The sequence below is a fragment of the Pantoea sp. OVA07A genome (genome assembly GCF_019969975.1).
In the GTDB taxonomy this organism is placed as follows: domain Bacteria; phylum Pseudomonadota; class Gammaproteobacteria; order Enterobacterales; family Enterobacteriaceae; genus Pantoea; species Pantoea agglomerans.
Map to the genome: position 1 here is coordinate 693,987 of NZ_JAHXYM010000001.1, position 14,381 is coordinate 708,367.

At 50.9% G+C, this 14,381-nt stretch carries 12 protein-coding genes; 3 read left to right on the forward strand and 9 right to left on the reverse strand.

The window, feature by feature from the left end:
• Positions 1–161: 161 nt before the first annotated feature.
• From LC417_RS03195 to LC417_RS03225, 7 genes are all read right to left on the reverse strand, one after another.
• The gene (locus LC417_RS03195) at positions 162–878 is read right to left on the reverse strand and encodes a fimbrial assembly chaperone (protein WP_172608564.1); all 717 of its coding nucleotides are present in this window, start codon (positions 876–878) and stop codon (positions 162–164) included.
• Entirely contained in the window at positions 844–2,169 is a 1,326-nt protein-coding gene (gene stbD / locus LC417_RS03200; RefSeq protein WP_033771784.1) for a fimbrial usher protein StbD, read from the reverse strand. Before stbD ends, LC417_RS03195 begins: the two co-directional genes overlap by 35 nt.
• A gap of 4 nt (positions 2,170–2,173) precedes the next feature.
• A complete protein-coding gene (locus tag LC417_RS03205; RefSeq protein WP_223565439.1) occupies positions 2,174–4,735 on the reverse strand; it encodes a fimbrial outer membrane usher protein in 2,562 nt (853 codons plus the stop codon).
• Positions 4,707–5,453 carry a fimbria/pilus periplasmic chaperone gene (locus tag LC417_RS03210; protein ID WP_223565440.1) on the reverse strand — a complete coding sequence of 249 codons (747 nt, stop codon included), beginning with the start codon at positions 5,451–5,453 and terminating at the stop codon, positions 4,707–4,709. The genes LC417_RS03205 and LC417_RS03210 overlap by 29 nt, the downstream gene beginning before the upstream one ends.
• Before the next feature lie 57 nt (positions 5,454–5,510).
• Positions 5,511–6,056: a fimbrial protein gene (locus tag LC417_RS03215; RefSeq protein WP_223565441.1), complete on the reverse strand. Its 546-nt coding sequence runs from the start codon at positions 6,054–6,056 to the stop codon at positions 5,511–5,513.
• Positions 6,057–6,076: 20 nt separating this feature from the next.
• Positions 6,077–6,595, reverse strand: a complete 519-nt coding sequence (locus tag LC417_RS03220; protein ID WP_223565442.1) for a LuxR family transcriptional regulator — start codon at positions 6,593–6,595, stop codon at positions 6,077–6,079.
• A gap of 1,738 nt (positions 6,596–8,333) precedes the next feature.
• The gene (locus tag LC417_RS03225; RefSeq protein ID WP_010244912.1) at positions 8,334–9,353 is read right to left on the reverse strand and encodes an alpha/beta hydrolase; all 1,020 of its coding nucleotides are present in this window, start codon (positions 9,351–9,353) and stop codon (positions 8,334–8,336) included.
• A gap of 741 nt (positions 9,354–10,094) precedes the next feature.
• On the opposite strand from LC417_RS03225, the gene uraH reads away from it, so the two are divergent.
• Complete coding sequence (uraH, locus tag LC417_RS03230) at positions 10,095–10,517, forward strand: hydroxyisourate hydrolase (protein ID WP_010244915.1); 423 nt, start codon at positions 10,095–10,097, stop codon at positions 10,515–10,517.
• Positions 10,518–10,531: 14 nt separating this feature from the next.
• Here the strand turns inward: uraH and LC417_RS03235 are convergent, their stop codons facing one another.
• Complete coding sequence (locus LC417_RS03235) at positions 10,532–11,455, reverse strand: LysR family transcriptional regulator (RefSeq protein WP_223565443.1); 924 nt, start codon at positions 11,453–11,455, stop codon at positions 10,532–10,534.
• A gap of 152 nt (positions 11,456–11,607) precedes the next feature.
• On the opposite strand from LC417_RS03235, the gene LC417_RS03240 reads away from it, so the two are divergent.
• Entirely contained in the window at positions 11,608–12,357 is a 750-nt protein-coding gene (locus LC417_RS03240) for an SDR family oxidoreductase (protein WP_223565444.1), read from the forward strand.
• A gap of 263 nt (positions 12,358–12,620) precedes the next feature.
• Positions 12,621–13,721: an NADH:flavin oxidoreductase/NADH oxidase gene (locus LC417_RS03245; protein WP_223565445.1), complete on the forward strand. Its 1,101-nt coding sequence runs from the start codon at positions 12,621–12,623 to the stop codon at positions 13,719–13,721.
• A 43-nt stretch (positions 13,722–13,764) separates the two neighbouring features.
• Here LC417_RS03245 and LC417_RS03250 read toward each other — a convergent pair whose 3' ends face one another.
• The gene (locus LC417_RS03250) at positions 13,765–14,349 is read right to left on the reverse strand and encodes an NUDIX domain-containing protein (RefSeq protein ID WP_010670144.1); all 585 of its coding nucleotides are present in this window, start codon (positions 14,347–14,349) and stop codon (positions 13,765–13,767) included.
• Positions 14,350–14,381: the final 32 nt, after the last annotated feature.

Below are 14,381 nucleotides of genomic sequence, written 5' to 3' on the forward strand. Positions count from 1 at the left end.
GGAACTGCCTCTTGAGCCTCTCAAAACGCCATGCGTAGGTAAATTCTGCGTACTGCCCAGCCCCATCAGATGCGCAGAATTCATGTAGCGACGCCCTGGACTGCCGCAAAAGGTCGGATTTATGTGCACTCTGCCTGTCGGCAGAGGGCACTCCCGTCCGGTTACTTCAAGGTTGTCGTGTAGTTAACCGGAATCCCCTGGTCATTGATCACCGCATAACTCACTGACTCACCGGGTTTCGGCGGAGTGTGACTGTCAATGTAAGCATCAGATTGTGGGGCAAGAGTGAGATTTTTTATTGATTGCTGACCTTCAGAATAGACATTCATGCTCATGAACCAGGGAGTAGGGTTGGTTATGGCGATTTTATTTCCCTTTACCGCGAAACGGAGCTTTTCCGGATCGGTGGTCAGCGGGGCGTTTAGTCCCTCAGGCCGTATAAAGATTTTTAGCCGGATTCGCAGCGGTAACACCACTTTACGTTCAGCCGCGTTAAGCTCTTTTTTCAGCGCAGGGATCTGATAAATATTTAACCAGTAGAGGCTCTCTTTGTCCGCGGGCAGCGCCTGACGTGAAGTGAGTACCAGACGCAACGATCGCATTTCTCCCGGATACATTTTTACCACCGGCGGTATGACTATGACGGGCGTGATGCTGGCGTCGGGTGAGAGAGTCAGGTCACCGTCATCTGTCCAGATTTGCAAATACGTTTCGTTTCCGCCGCTGTTGACGACGTTAACAGACTGGCTCAGATCCGATTGATTGAAAACGATCCGGGTTTTATCCACATTGACCACCGCCCAGACGCTGAATGAGAGCAGGACGCCAGATAACACAACGACGTTACTGAAAACTGACCACAACCTGTAACTGCGCATTGACTGTTCCTGCTGTAATAGTTTGCCCGCTGAGCGCTTCAAGAGAGGCGGTGAAATCACCACTGTAAATATCAGCGCCTCCTGAGGAGATTTGCGACGTTAAATCTTTATAGGCATACCAGCCACGGCTGTTGCCCGTGCCCGTCACTGTTCTGTCAGGCAGTAAATTGAGCGCCATATTATGACTGTCATAAATTTTTATACCGACGCCGGAGGCGGCAGCGCTGCTACCATAGTGGGTATCCAGCAGCCAGGTTAACCCGCCGCCAGCTGTAGTCAGCCCCAGATTTCTTGCCTGCGTTACCGCATTTGACTGGTTAACGAGAAAGCCCATAGCGACATTTGCTGACGTGATCGTCGATGTACTGGTGCCGGAGATGGCACCGGACTCGCACTGGATAGTGATAGTAAAAGGAGCCTGACTTTTCCCGCCCGCGGCAAGGGTATTCACGCTTACGGTAGGCAGCAGCACCACCGAAGGATAATCCTGGACTTCGCATAGCGCGCCACGCACATAGGTGACATTTGAGAAGGTGCTCCAGGCAGCGGGCCAGTTACGGTAAAAACCATACCAGTAAGAAAGACTATCCTGGCCCACTTTCAGATTATTGGTATCCAGCCCGGGTCCTTTAAAAGCAATATATCCGCGAGGTTGTGTCCAGTTGTCCACATAGCGATTGCTGTTGCTGGCGTAATAGCGCGTAGAGTCTATTTTAAACATTTCATACAGCACATTGCTGAAAGCACTGGCCGGAATATAAATATAGGTGCCATCAGAATACCAGTCACTGGCTGTCAGCTGTCGGGCTTTCCAGTAGCGACTGTAATATTCGCCGGTTGTCAGGTTAGTTAGCCTGACGGCAACATTTGCAGCGACATCATAATAGGCGCCGTCCACTTCAGAGGTAATATATTGACCGGCATAGGGGCTGTCGCCATTGGTGGCATACATCTCATACAAACTGTCTGCATCTGCCACGGCGCAGCGGTAAAGAATCTGGTTAGCTGAGTAGGAAACATTGCTGGCCGATGACAGAAAGCTGCCTACCGAGCTGGCCAGCAGTGTGCCAGAGGGCTGGAAGGTCTTTCCGCTATTGATGCTGATCACAGATGGCAGGCCCACATTCCCTGAGCAGGTGTCGCAAGCGCCGGTCCAGTAGGCGGCGGTATAGCCTGCTGCAATCGCGCTTTGAGACAACGAGGATGTGGCGGTAACAACACTGCAATTAGCCCAGGCGGGCACATTGAACAGCAATAATAAGATATACAGGAAATATTTTTCGATTCTCACACGATTAACCCTTATGGCAGACAGCATCCAGGCGAACAATATTCTCATTCACGCGACCGGTTATTTGATAATTAACAAAACATGTTTTATTGCCCTTATATTCCCAGTTTACCTTTAAGGTTCCAGAGTCATGCGGTACACGTGCATATAATTGACCACCCTGGCCCACAATACCTATCACGGTATTATCAGCATCACGGACCTCGGTGCCCATTGGCGGGATTTCATGATCTTCATTTTTGAGCGCGATTAAGACGGCCTTACCCTGCAGCGTGGCAAAATTAATTCGGGTAACGGAACCGGCATAGGGCACAACGCGCTGGCTTCCGCCGCTTAATTCGGCATCAGCATTCATATAGCGTGTATCAAGGCTGACGGTGTTGGCCTGATATGGCGTCAGCGACGGCAGGATAGCGTAACCAAAATGATCAATGACGGCACCCTGACCATTGCGTACGCTGGCGCCCTGGGCACCATCCGCATGGATAAGCGCAAAAGTGTCGCTGGTATAAGGTCCGGCGGTGACGCCGCCGCGATGAATCAGCAACGTACCAGAAAGCCCTAATCCAGCCTGGCGATAATTATCCCCCTGACCATAATTCGCTCTGACCGCGCCTGCGCGCGTATTCTGCTGAATATTTCCGCCGAACGAGACACTGTGGCCGCTGTTACTTTGCGTATTTTCGGTTCCGCCATACAGGGACCAGGATCGCTGATTGTTCTCGCCAGATGAACCGGTCAGTGAGAGCGTCGAATTGCGCGTTTCTTTAGACTGGTTGTAGTTATAGGCCACAGAGGTAGTGTGATTGCCCCAGTTCAGCGGAACCGAGACATTCAGTGAAACGGTATTTTCGGTATATTTCTCGCGGTATGCGTTATCACCATCGTCCAGGTTCAGCCCGAAACGATCATAATTCCAGGTAGTACGCTGACGGGCAACGTTGAGACTGTAACTGATGTTATTCCAGCTGTTGCTGTAACCTAACTGAAGCTGAGTAATACGTGACCGGTTATTATAGTAATCCGCCGTGCTGCCGCTCAGGCTGATTAAGCCATAATCGGCCATTGACTGACTCAGGGTCACAGAAAAATTATTACGCTGATGCAGCGTATCTGAATAGTAACTGATGCCATTGTCCTGCTGGCGCCGAACGCCCAGCACATCCTGCAGGTCGCGATAACCGCTGGTTGAGTAACGATAGGCGGCCAGGACCAGGTTGGTGCCGGTAGCAAAGGTTTTGCTGTAGCTCAGCTCGGCGCGCCATCCCGAGGCATTTCTGTTCTGTGCGACCTTTGCATCAGAAAAGGTGGTGTTTAATCCCACTGCGCCCGCTGCCGAAGTCCAGACACCGCCAAGCAGCCAGGCCTGATAGTCCTGAGCCAGCCGCGATCCTGCCGTAGCGGTCAGTCGGTTACTGATACCGCGCTGCAACAGCCCTTCAAAGAAGGTGTTATTAACTGAGTAGAATTGCCGTACCCGACCCAGTGCAACCGAGTAATGCCAGTTTCCCGGCCTGACCGAATCAGGCACAGAGGCATAAGGAACGGTAAACGAGGACGTTTTGCCATTGGCTTCAATAATCTCAACATCGAGATCGCCCTGGCTACGGGTATTGTACAAATCGTTGATCATGAAGGGACCAGGCGCCACGCTGGTCTCATAAATAACGCGATTCAGTTGTCTGACGATAACCCGGGCACTGGAGGAGGCCACACCGCGAATTTCGGGCGCATAACCACGCCGGCTTTGCGGACGCATCCTTTCATCGGTAGTGAGCTTAATGCCATTATAAGAAAGGCTGCCAAACTGCGAACTTTCTGTATAGCTGTCGCCCAGTGTCAGCAGACTGTTCAGCGGTTCAATGGGGCGCTGAAGCCAGGTTCTGACCGTTGTGTAGCGAACGTCGCTGCCGGTAACGTTATTGTCGATAAACCGCAGATTGCCCTGATGGCGCAGCTGCCAGTTATCAATATTAGTGCCCGCCGTGATGCCACTCCAGAGATACTGGTATCTGTAACCGGAAGCGCTATTTTCCGTCCAGCTATAATTGGTGTTATGCCGGATGAAAAGGGCGGAGATCCCTTTATCCCATTCGGCGACGGGAATATTTCCCCTGGGCAGATGAATTAACTCCGCATCCGGAATGGTGAACTGCAGCCGCAGTGAAGCCTGATCAAATTGCCAGCGGGCCGCTGATGACCAGTGACGCAAGGGCTGACAGCCCTCGCTGGCTGAGGATTTATTCAGTGACTTAAGGCTTAATGATTCAGCCACCGTCAGCGGGAGACAAGGTTCTATCGGCTGACCTTTCTCAGCTGACAGAAAGTTCAGGGTGACGCCGCTTTTAACCAGCTTATTGTTAACATAGATATCGACATAATAGTTGCCGGGGGCGATAGTCTGATGGTTAAACTGATCAATATTCTGGCCAAAGGCGGAACCTTTAAACAGCGAAGGATCGAAGTAGTATTCATCAGCGTGTCCATACGGTGAAAAAGTAAATGATGCACAGAGAGGCAAAAAAAAGATGCGGATATTACCTGCCTGCAATCGGATAGTCTTCACTGACTTTAGCTCCCTGGTCATTCATTGCTGAAAGAGAAATCACGCTATTAGCTGATAAAGAGTGCGTTGCCGGTTTACACCTGACTATTTTTTTGGCAAAGGGCGCAATCATTTCGGCTTCGCAGGCTGTTTTTTTGCCTGCTGTTTTTATTACAACTTCTGTAAGTGAGAGATACCAGGGTTGAGTGTTGTTGATTTCAACCCCCTCTTTTTGCATCGTTACTTTTACACCGTCGAAAACATTAACCGGCTGACCAATCGCTTTAGGACGATAAAAGAGTTTCATGCGGTTACGTAACATTAAAACAATACTGTTACGGCCTGATTCCGCCTGAATATTACCAGGGGGGACCTGCAGGGAGTTGAACCAGTAAATCGTCTCGCGATCCTGTGGTAATGAGATATTAGGTATGAATCGGATTCTTAAAACCTGGCCGGTCAGAGGCTGGATCCGAAACAGCGGTGGCGTGATAATAAAAGGCACGTCACTCTTATCGCCAGGTTGCGAATCCATATTGCCATTATCAAGCCAGGCCTGAATGACATAAGGAATATTATCGTTGTTCTTTAACTGAACATCGACGGAGAGAGCATTACCCGGATAAATAATTCGGCTGCCAAGAATAGTGACGCTTGCCTGGACGTTATCCGAAATAAACGTCATCAAAAAAATCAGTATTACCATTTTTAATGGGAACAGCATAATGCGCGAATACATGTCGGATATCTCAAGCGTGGCGTGCGTATCTGGCTATCCAGATACGCACGAAAAATATTACTGGTAAGTCACGGCATATTGCAGTGATGCGGTAACGGTACCCGCCGTTGGCGTGCCGGATGCGTAATAACGGGCAGAGTAAGTGGCAGAGCCAGAAGTTTCACCGGTCTGCAGTGTCAGATCACCGCTGCCGGTATAACCACTGGTCAGATTAACCACCGCATCTTTCGGATCGAGGATTTGTACCTCAACATTTTTTGCGGTTCCGGTGTTAGATAAATTACCGGCAGCGCTAACGTTATTCCCCACAAACACCGTCGAGATTTTGGTGACCGAGGTACTGTCCCCGGCGCAGCCGCTAACGCCCACGGTGAAGGTGGTATCACCCGCAGTTGCACCAGAGGCAGCAAGGTCCGAAGTACTGACCGTTGGCAGCAGCACGACAGGGGACGCATTGTTGCCATTTACGGAAACAGAACAGGTTTCAGTGGTCACTTCTCCCTGAAAGTTGATGGTGTTATCTGAAGCTGCAAACACGCTGGCTGACACCAGCCCGGCACTGATTAACACAGCAAGATTAAGCGTTCTGAATTTGGTGTTCATTTAATACTCCTTTATCATAATTATGCGGAAAATAACTGATTGAGGCTGATGCCCATTTTCCGGCGAATGGCATCTTTGATGTTATAAACACGCTTGACTTCAACTCCCATTTCTCTGGCAATAATCGGTAGTGACAGTCCGTTCATCGCCAGATCAAGGAACCGAACTTCATCCTGTTTAAGTGCATTCACTTTTTTCCTGACCTCGCCTTTTAAACCGAAATAACAGCCCTGGATTTGTCTGTTTATCTCATCCAGGGACAAATCGGCATAAATCACAGTTTGTATACGCAGGTCCTCTTTTTGCCAGTACGCCGCAAGCGGCTCCATATGGCGATCACTGACGATAATCAGCATTAATCCCGTATGTTTCAAATACTCAATCCAGTTGCTATTGGTAAAATACCTGACATTTTCCCTGGAGAAGTCAACGAATACACATCCTCTGCAAAAGAGGCTCTCATATTTTCCAGCGACCATGCTGAGTATGGATGAAGAGAAAAAATGATTCCCTCCAGGCCAGGTGGTAATTTTTTGCAACGGACATCTGTTATAAATGTCTGATGCGCGATGGGTGAGATCACAGCCATATTTACAACTGGCGCAGCGAATTTCCTCTCTGGTTATCTTTATCATAATATTTTGGCGTTGTTGCGAGAGTTGTGATTATTTTATCGATAAAAATCTCCGCGTTTCAAGGCGATGAAAATTATCCGCTATTTTCTTCATTCGGATTTTTCTTAAGGGGTCACCTCCACGGGCGGGAGTAATATTTGTTGAAAATTCGGGACAAAAAGGGCGACGACGCCCTCAGCAGTGCTGAGAGACCAGGATTTTTTTACGTCCGTTAGGAATATTTCGCAAATAACGCCACTTTGATCAATAAAAATTCCGCACTCAATGCTAAATATGAGCGAATTTTGTTCAGTGATCAATTTTGTATATAGCGGCCACTATGATGGCATTGATAAATGATTTTTTACTGACTCTATTATTGCTTTCTCCCTTACTTCATTGAAACGATCTGCATTTTAAATGGCTTTTATAAAAAAATTAGCGACGATATTTATAGTTCACATCCCATTTTATTAAGAATACTCCTGGTAACAAAGATGTTAATTGACGCACTTGCTATAAATATTGATCTAAATCAGTTATTTAGTGCATGGAAACATCACTATTTTGGTCAGTGTCATTAAAAGAAAAGAGATCTATATTTATTTCTTTCCCGGGCGTTATCATTCAGATTTTGTATACGAAGAATCATTCTTGCTGTGCGAAATTTACGTTCTGCTTTTTTGTCAGATTATACAAGATAGTTATTGGATGACAGGACAGAGCAGGGACGTTACACCTCATTTTGCGTGTCGCTGATAGTGCTGAAAACGACCGGATGTTACTGACTCTTATTTTCAATGCTCAGGGCAAAAGCATCACTGCGCTGCGTTGACTGCCTTGCAATCGCAATGCGAATAGCCGGTACGAGTCCGGCTGACCAGACAGCCAGCAGAAAGCTGACTCAGGCTTTCTTGCTCATTACAGGATTAACCTGGCAAGGAACAGAGTGAAGAAAGCGTAGTTACACGTGGACGCGTTTACGACAATTTAGTGGTACGCACGGCAGACAACGAGGATGAACATAAAGCGGTGATGCATAGACGCCTCTACAGCATTTTTGTGGCCGACAGCCCTGATGAATGCGCTAATTTTCACGTAGCGACGTCACTGCTTAAGTTGTGCAAAGCACCTGAGCAGAGAAACGGTCAGAATGCGCAGCAGTGCATCCAGCCAGCCGCAAAGGGCGAAGTCGTCATTGCATCGTCCGGCTGCAAATCTCCGATATCAGGTTTGTTGATGAGAGGATAGCGTGTAGAGTCGCTGAAGAAGATGTCCCGCAGGGAAAGCCATGCTGAATAACGTAGCATCACATTATTTCAGTTTCGGAACAGAATAAGCGACAGTAACAAGGTCAGGCAGACATTGTGATCGTTTCTGACAGATTTTGCTGTAAAGAGTAAAACAGTCAGGATCAGCCCAAAATGGTGAGCAGACCATACAATAGAGCATCACGCTCCCAATCATAATCAATATGCGCATAATGTATATTATGTTAAATTAGATATTAACAGCGCACTTATCGGCTGGATACTGCTCCGTTCTTTCCTGGTGTTCCGGCAATCGCACTGCCCTGCGTCTTAGAACTGATTCCTTCAAACTTACTGACCGATAAGAACCCCAGACGACGATTAGGTCCGGGGTTGGTTTCATGACCGGTCAGTTATTTGAGATGCGAACGCAACTCTTCACCCGCCTGATTAATAGCTGTTCTGACCGTGGGTTCCTGACTTAACGCGTTCAGCAAACCGTAATCATGAATCATGCCATTGTAGCGCGTTACGGTAACCGGCACGCCTGCAGCATCCAGCTTACGACCGAACGCTTCACCTTCATCACGTAACACATCCAGCTCTGCAGTCTGAATCAGCGTTGGCGGCAGCCCTTTCAGCTGTTCAGTGGTGGCACGCAACGGTGATGCCAGGATGTTATTACGATCTTTTTCCGAAACGGTATAGTTATCCCAGAACCACTTCATCATGTTCTTCGTCAGGAAATGTCCGTCAGCAAATTGATCATACGACGCGGTGTCGAAACGCGCATCGGTAACCGGCCACAGCATCACATCATAACGGATGGCCGGCGTTTTAAACTGCTTCGCCTGCAAGGCAACCGCCGCCACCATGTTACCGCCAACGCTATTACCAACCAGCGCCAGACGTTTTCCGTCAACGCCAATTTCAGCGCCATGTTCGGCGACCCATTTAGTGGCTTCATAAGCCTGAGTAATTGCCACCGGGAAATGGGCTTCTGGCGATGGTTGATAATTGACAAATACCGCAGCAGCGCCGGATGCATTCACCATGTCACGTACCAGTCGCTCATGGGTCGGAAAATCACCCAGCACCCAGCCACCGCCGTGGAAGAACATAAACACCGGCAAGGTGCTGCTGGCGTGCTCGGGCTTAACGATGGTCAGCGTCAGAGGCTTGCCCTGTACGGTAATGATCTTCTGTGAAATCTGTGCCGGCGGCAGTTCTGCGCCCTTCTGCGCCCCCGTCAACACCGCTCGGGCATCTTTGACGGAGAGTTGCTCAATCGGTTTACCACTCCCGCTGTTGAGCGCCTTCAGGAAAGCGGCCACGCCTGCGGTCGGTTGCGGACTGTTTTCAGTGGGTGCAGCAAACGCGGTACTCATCTGGCTGGCTAACAATAATGCACTGGCGATCAGTTTCATTTTCATCACAGGGTTCCAATTAACTTGCTATTAAGTAGTGTGCTATCTGGTTGGCAGGACAATGACACGGCGAACCTGGATTGTAAACTACTAAATAGCACACTATTTATCTCAAGCTTTTACCCTCTCTGACTATTTTCGTCATTAACAGACTACTTTGCTGCTATCTGTATCGATTTTCAGCAATTAAGCACTGCGCCTGAGCACCTGAAAAAAGTTAAAAGCATAGAGTTTTTTTCTGGTTAAGTTCAGCATGGACGCCAACGGTGCTCGCTACCCTATCCCGCTGCCGCTGCTGAGTCCGTTCGGTTATACACCCTGTCTCGGTCAGACCTTTGTACGTATCCGGCTCGCTGACCAGACGTGCCGGATTCACATTCTCACGTCATTCGCGACGGAAAGCAGCCCGCCCACGAGTCGATACATGTCCGGTAGTTGATAACTGACGAGACGATTCTGTGGATAGATCAGAGGATTGCTATCGCTACGTTGCCCGCCAGGGGCCAGGCTTTGTTTTATTGCTGAATTCAGAGAGGATTTCATCTGGTGCCTCTGTTCCCTGATTAGCTATGACTGCACAGGTGCTGGACTATGATTAAGCAGAAACTTTGTATGATGTAACTAAAGACATTTTCCTTCTTTCTCAGAAATTTCACATTTCCTGCGGCTAAATATCTCTTTGCCCTCAGGCGCATTACTCTCTCTGCACTGTCACCCGACTTCAGACAATCAATAAAGGAAACATTGATGAAAACTTCATATGCCTTGATCGCAACATTACTGATGACCTCTGGCGCATCCGCTATCGCTGCTCAGCCTGCTACCGCTAAAAACCCACTGAGCGTGCACGTTCTTAACCTGCAAACTGGCCAGCCAACGGCAGGCATCGAAGTTGAACTGGATCAGAAGCAGCAGGATAACTGGGTGAAACTGGCATCAGGCGTCACCGATAACAATGGTCGCATCAGCGCCCTGTTCCCGCAGGACAAAACAGCCAGTGCGGGTAGCTACCGCGTGGTGTTTAAAACCGGTGACTTCTATAAAAAGAACAACCAGAAAACCTTCTTCCCGGAGATCCCGGTTGAGTTCAACATGGAAGCCAGCGGTGAGCACTACCATATCCCGTTGCTGCTGAGCCCGTTTGGTTACTCTACCTATCGCGGCAACTGATCCCGATCCGGCACTCAGGTGCCGGATCTCCCCTCTCCCGCTACCCGCGCCGGAAAGCACTCCACCAGCCAGTCGATAAATACCCGTAGCCGTTGCGTCACGTGCCGGTTTTGCGGATAAACCAGATGAAACGGAAAACCCGCCGGACGCCAGTCGTGCAGGATCTCAACCATTTCTCCCTGCCGCAGAATCGACGACAGCGAATAATTAAATGTCTGAATGATCCCAAGCCCTGCCAGTCCCGCGACCAGATGCGCGTTGCTTTCATTGACGCCAATGCGATGCGCACTGGTGATCTCAATTTTCTCTCCCTGACGTTCGAACCGAAGCGGAAATGGCTTGCCGGTTTGCGGCGAGAGATAACTCACCAGCCGGTGTCCGTTGCGCAGTTCATCAGGATAGGCGGGCACGCCAAACGCTTTAAGGTAGGCGGGTGTCGCGCAGGTAATGAGCGTAGCGTGCCCTATCAGGCGGGCAATCAGTGAGGAATCGACCAGCGGACCGCCGCGGATCACACAATCAACGTTGTCACTGATAAGATTGACCGGGCGATCGGATACGCCCAGATCCAGCGTAATATCAGGATAGCGGGCAAAGAAATCAGGCAGCAGCGGAATCAGAACGTCCCTGGCGGTAGATCCGCCGACATCGATGCGTAACTGCCCACGCGGCTTACTGCGCAGTGAATTGAAACAGGCATCAATATCCTCGAGATCGTGCAGGATGCGCAGCGCTTTCTCATAGTATTCACGCCCTTCTGCGGTGACGGTCACGCGTCGGGTGGTGCGCTGCAGTAGCCTGACGGAAAGATGCGCCTCCAGCTCCTGAACCAGCTTACTCAGCGTCGCCTTCGGCATATTCAGCGAGTCCGCCGCCCGGGTAAAACTGCCGCTTTCCACCACCCGTGAAAAGGCTTTTATCGCCAGCAGCTGATCCATTCTATCTCCCTATTATCCACCCGTGTGGATAGTCATTTTCATTTTAGCGGATTTATCCGCCAATCCTCCTCTCTTACAGTAGCAATCAGTCCGGCAGCCCCGCTGACCGGGAATAACCCAAACTGTCTAAGAGACTATCCGGAGAAGAACTTATGAAAGCATCACTCGCAGGAAAAATTGCACTGGTTACGGGCGGAACAAGCGGAATTGGCCTGGCTACCGCCCGGGAGCTGGCGGCACAGGGCGCACAGGTTTTTATAACCGGCCGTCGTCAGGCGGAGCTGGATGCCGCCGTCGCTGAAATCGGCGGAACCGTCAGCGGCATCCGCGCAGACGCCTCACAACTGCACGATCTCGATGAGGTTTACTCGCGAATTGCAGCGCAGGCGGGACGCCTCGATATTCTCTTTGCCAACGCCGGGGGCGGCGACATGCTGCCGCTGGGGGCGATTACTGAAGAGCATTTTGACCGTATCTTTGGCACTAACGTACGCGGCGTGCTGTTTACCGTCCAGAAAGCCCTGCCTCTGCTGGTTGATGGCGCATCGGTAATTCTGACCGGATCGACTGCCGGAGCGCAGGGTACTGCGGCTTTTAGCGTCTACAGCGCCAGTAAAGCGGCAGTGCGCAATTTTGCCCGTTCGTGGGCGCTGGATCTGAAAGATCGCGGAATCCGGGTCAATGTCGTGAGCCCCGGCCCTGTCCGTACGCCTGGGCTGGGTGATCTGGTCAGTGAAGATCAGCGTCAGGGCCTGTTTGATGCGCTGGCAGCACAGATACCGCTTGGCCGCCTGGGTGAACCGCAGGAGGTTGCCCGCACCGTTGCGTTTCTCGCCTCGGATGCCGCCAGCTTTATCAATGCGGCAGAATTGTTTGTTGATGGCGGAATGGCACAGGTCTGAGACTCACCCTGTAGCTGAAAATCAGACCCTGGTGATTGTCCTTACCCGTTACGTAAAATCCCGGTTCGCCGGGCGTGAGCAGCAAAGCGCGCCAGGCTGAACCGTTAACGTATCAATGCCTGCCTGAGACATCAGGCTGTGTTGATCTGTAACCTGAATCCGGCACGCCGTCATAAAATGTCACGTTGAAGAAACACCCGCCTGGCAAATCCCCCGCTATAGTTATTGCCTGTCACGTCAGTCATAAAAACCATGGAGATAACATGAGCCAACTTTTTTCCACTGTCTCGCTGGGCGAACTTACGCTGGATAACCGCATTGTGATTGCGCCGATGTGCCAGTACTCCGCTGAGGCGGGCAATGCGACCGCCTGGCACCGTATCCATCTTGGCCAGCTGGCCTTTTCCGGCGCAGGTCTGATGATTATTGAAGCCACCGCCGTAGAGGATATTGGTCGCATCTCCCCAGGCGATCTCGGTTTGTGGAATGATGATAATGAAGCTGCGCTGAAAACGGTTCTGGAAGATGTCCGCCGCTACTCCTCTATTCCGGTTGGTATTCAGCTGGGCCATGCGGGACGCAAAGCGTCGTGTGCCGTACCCTGGGAAGGCGGTAAGCAGATTGCGCCTGAAGCCGGCGGCTGGCAAACCGTGGCTCCGTCCGCACTGAGCTACAGCGCGGATGAAGTGAAACCGGTTGCCATGAACACTGACGATCTGGCGCGGGTAAAACAGGCCTTTGTCGACAGCGCCCTGCGAGCGGTGCGTCTGGGAATTCAGCTCATCGAAGTGCATGCCGCACACGGCTACCTGCTGCATCAGTTCCTGTCGCCGCTGTCGAATCAGCGCAGTGATGAATATGGCGGCTCGCTGGAAAACCGTATGCGCTTCCCACTGGAAGTCTTCAAAGCCGTTCGCGATGCCGTACCCGCTTCCGTGCCGGTAGGCGTGCGCATTTCTGCCACTGACTGGGTTGAAGGCGGCTGGGAGATCAATCAGTCAATCGCCTTCTCGCGTGAGCTGGAAGCGCTGAACAGTGCTTATATTCATGTCTCAAGTGGTGGTTTGTCGGAAGACCAGAAAATCAGCGTCGGACCTAATTATCAGGTGCCGTTCGCCCGCGATATTCGTGAGCAGGTGTCGATTCCGGTGATTGCGGTCGGCTTAATTACTGAGCCGCAGCAGGCAGAAGATCTGCTGCAACAGGGTGAAGCTGACCTGGTGGCGCTGGCGCGCGGTATTCTCTACGATCCGCGCTGGCCGTGGCACGCAGCCGCTGCGCTGGATGGTAAAGTCCAGGTTCCGCCACAGTATCTGCGTTCTGAACCGCACGATGTAAAAGGCATTCTGACGCAGGAGCAGTAAGCTTTAACGGGCAGACCGCATTAACAACGGTCTGCCCGTTCTCTTATAAAATGCCTTTCAGCCGCAGATGCTGCAGCAGCATGATGGTCTTGGCATCCACAATCTCACCCTGGTCAATCGCCTGTAGCGCCTGGTCGAAACCGATCTCAAGCACCTCAATATCCTCACCCTCTTCCGCTATTCCGCCGCCTTCACCGCTACGCTGCTGATCGCCATACTCGGCAATAAAAAAGTAGAGTTTTTCAGTAACCGAACCGGGGCTCATAAAGGCTTCAAACACCTTCTGGACATGGCTGACGCGAAAACCGGTTTCCTCTTCGGCTTCGGCAACAATACGCGCTTCCGGCGAGGCGTTATCCAGCAGACCGGCGGCCGCTTCAATCAGAAAGCCATCATGCCCGTTAAGGAAAATCGGAAAGCGAAACTGACGGGTCAGTACCACCGTACGTTTGTCACGGTTGTAGAGCAGGATCACTGCGCCGTTACCGCGGTCATAGGCTTCACGGCTCTGCTCCTGCCAGCGACCGTCACGGCGCAGCAGTGAGAACGTATATTTCTTCAGGGTATACCAGTTGTCTGACAGCAACTGCTCATTGATGATGCGCACGCGGGGATGGTTCTGCTGCATGATGCTCTCCAGGATAGGTAGACAGCCATCAC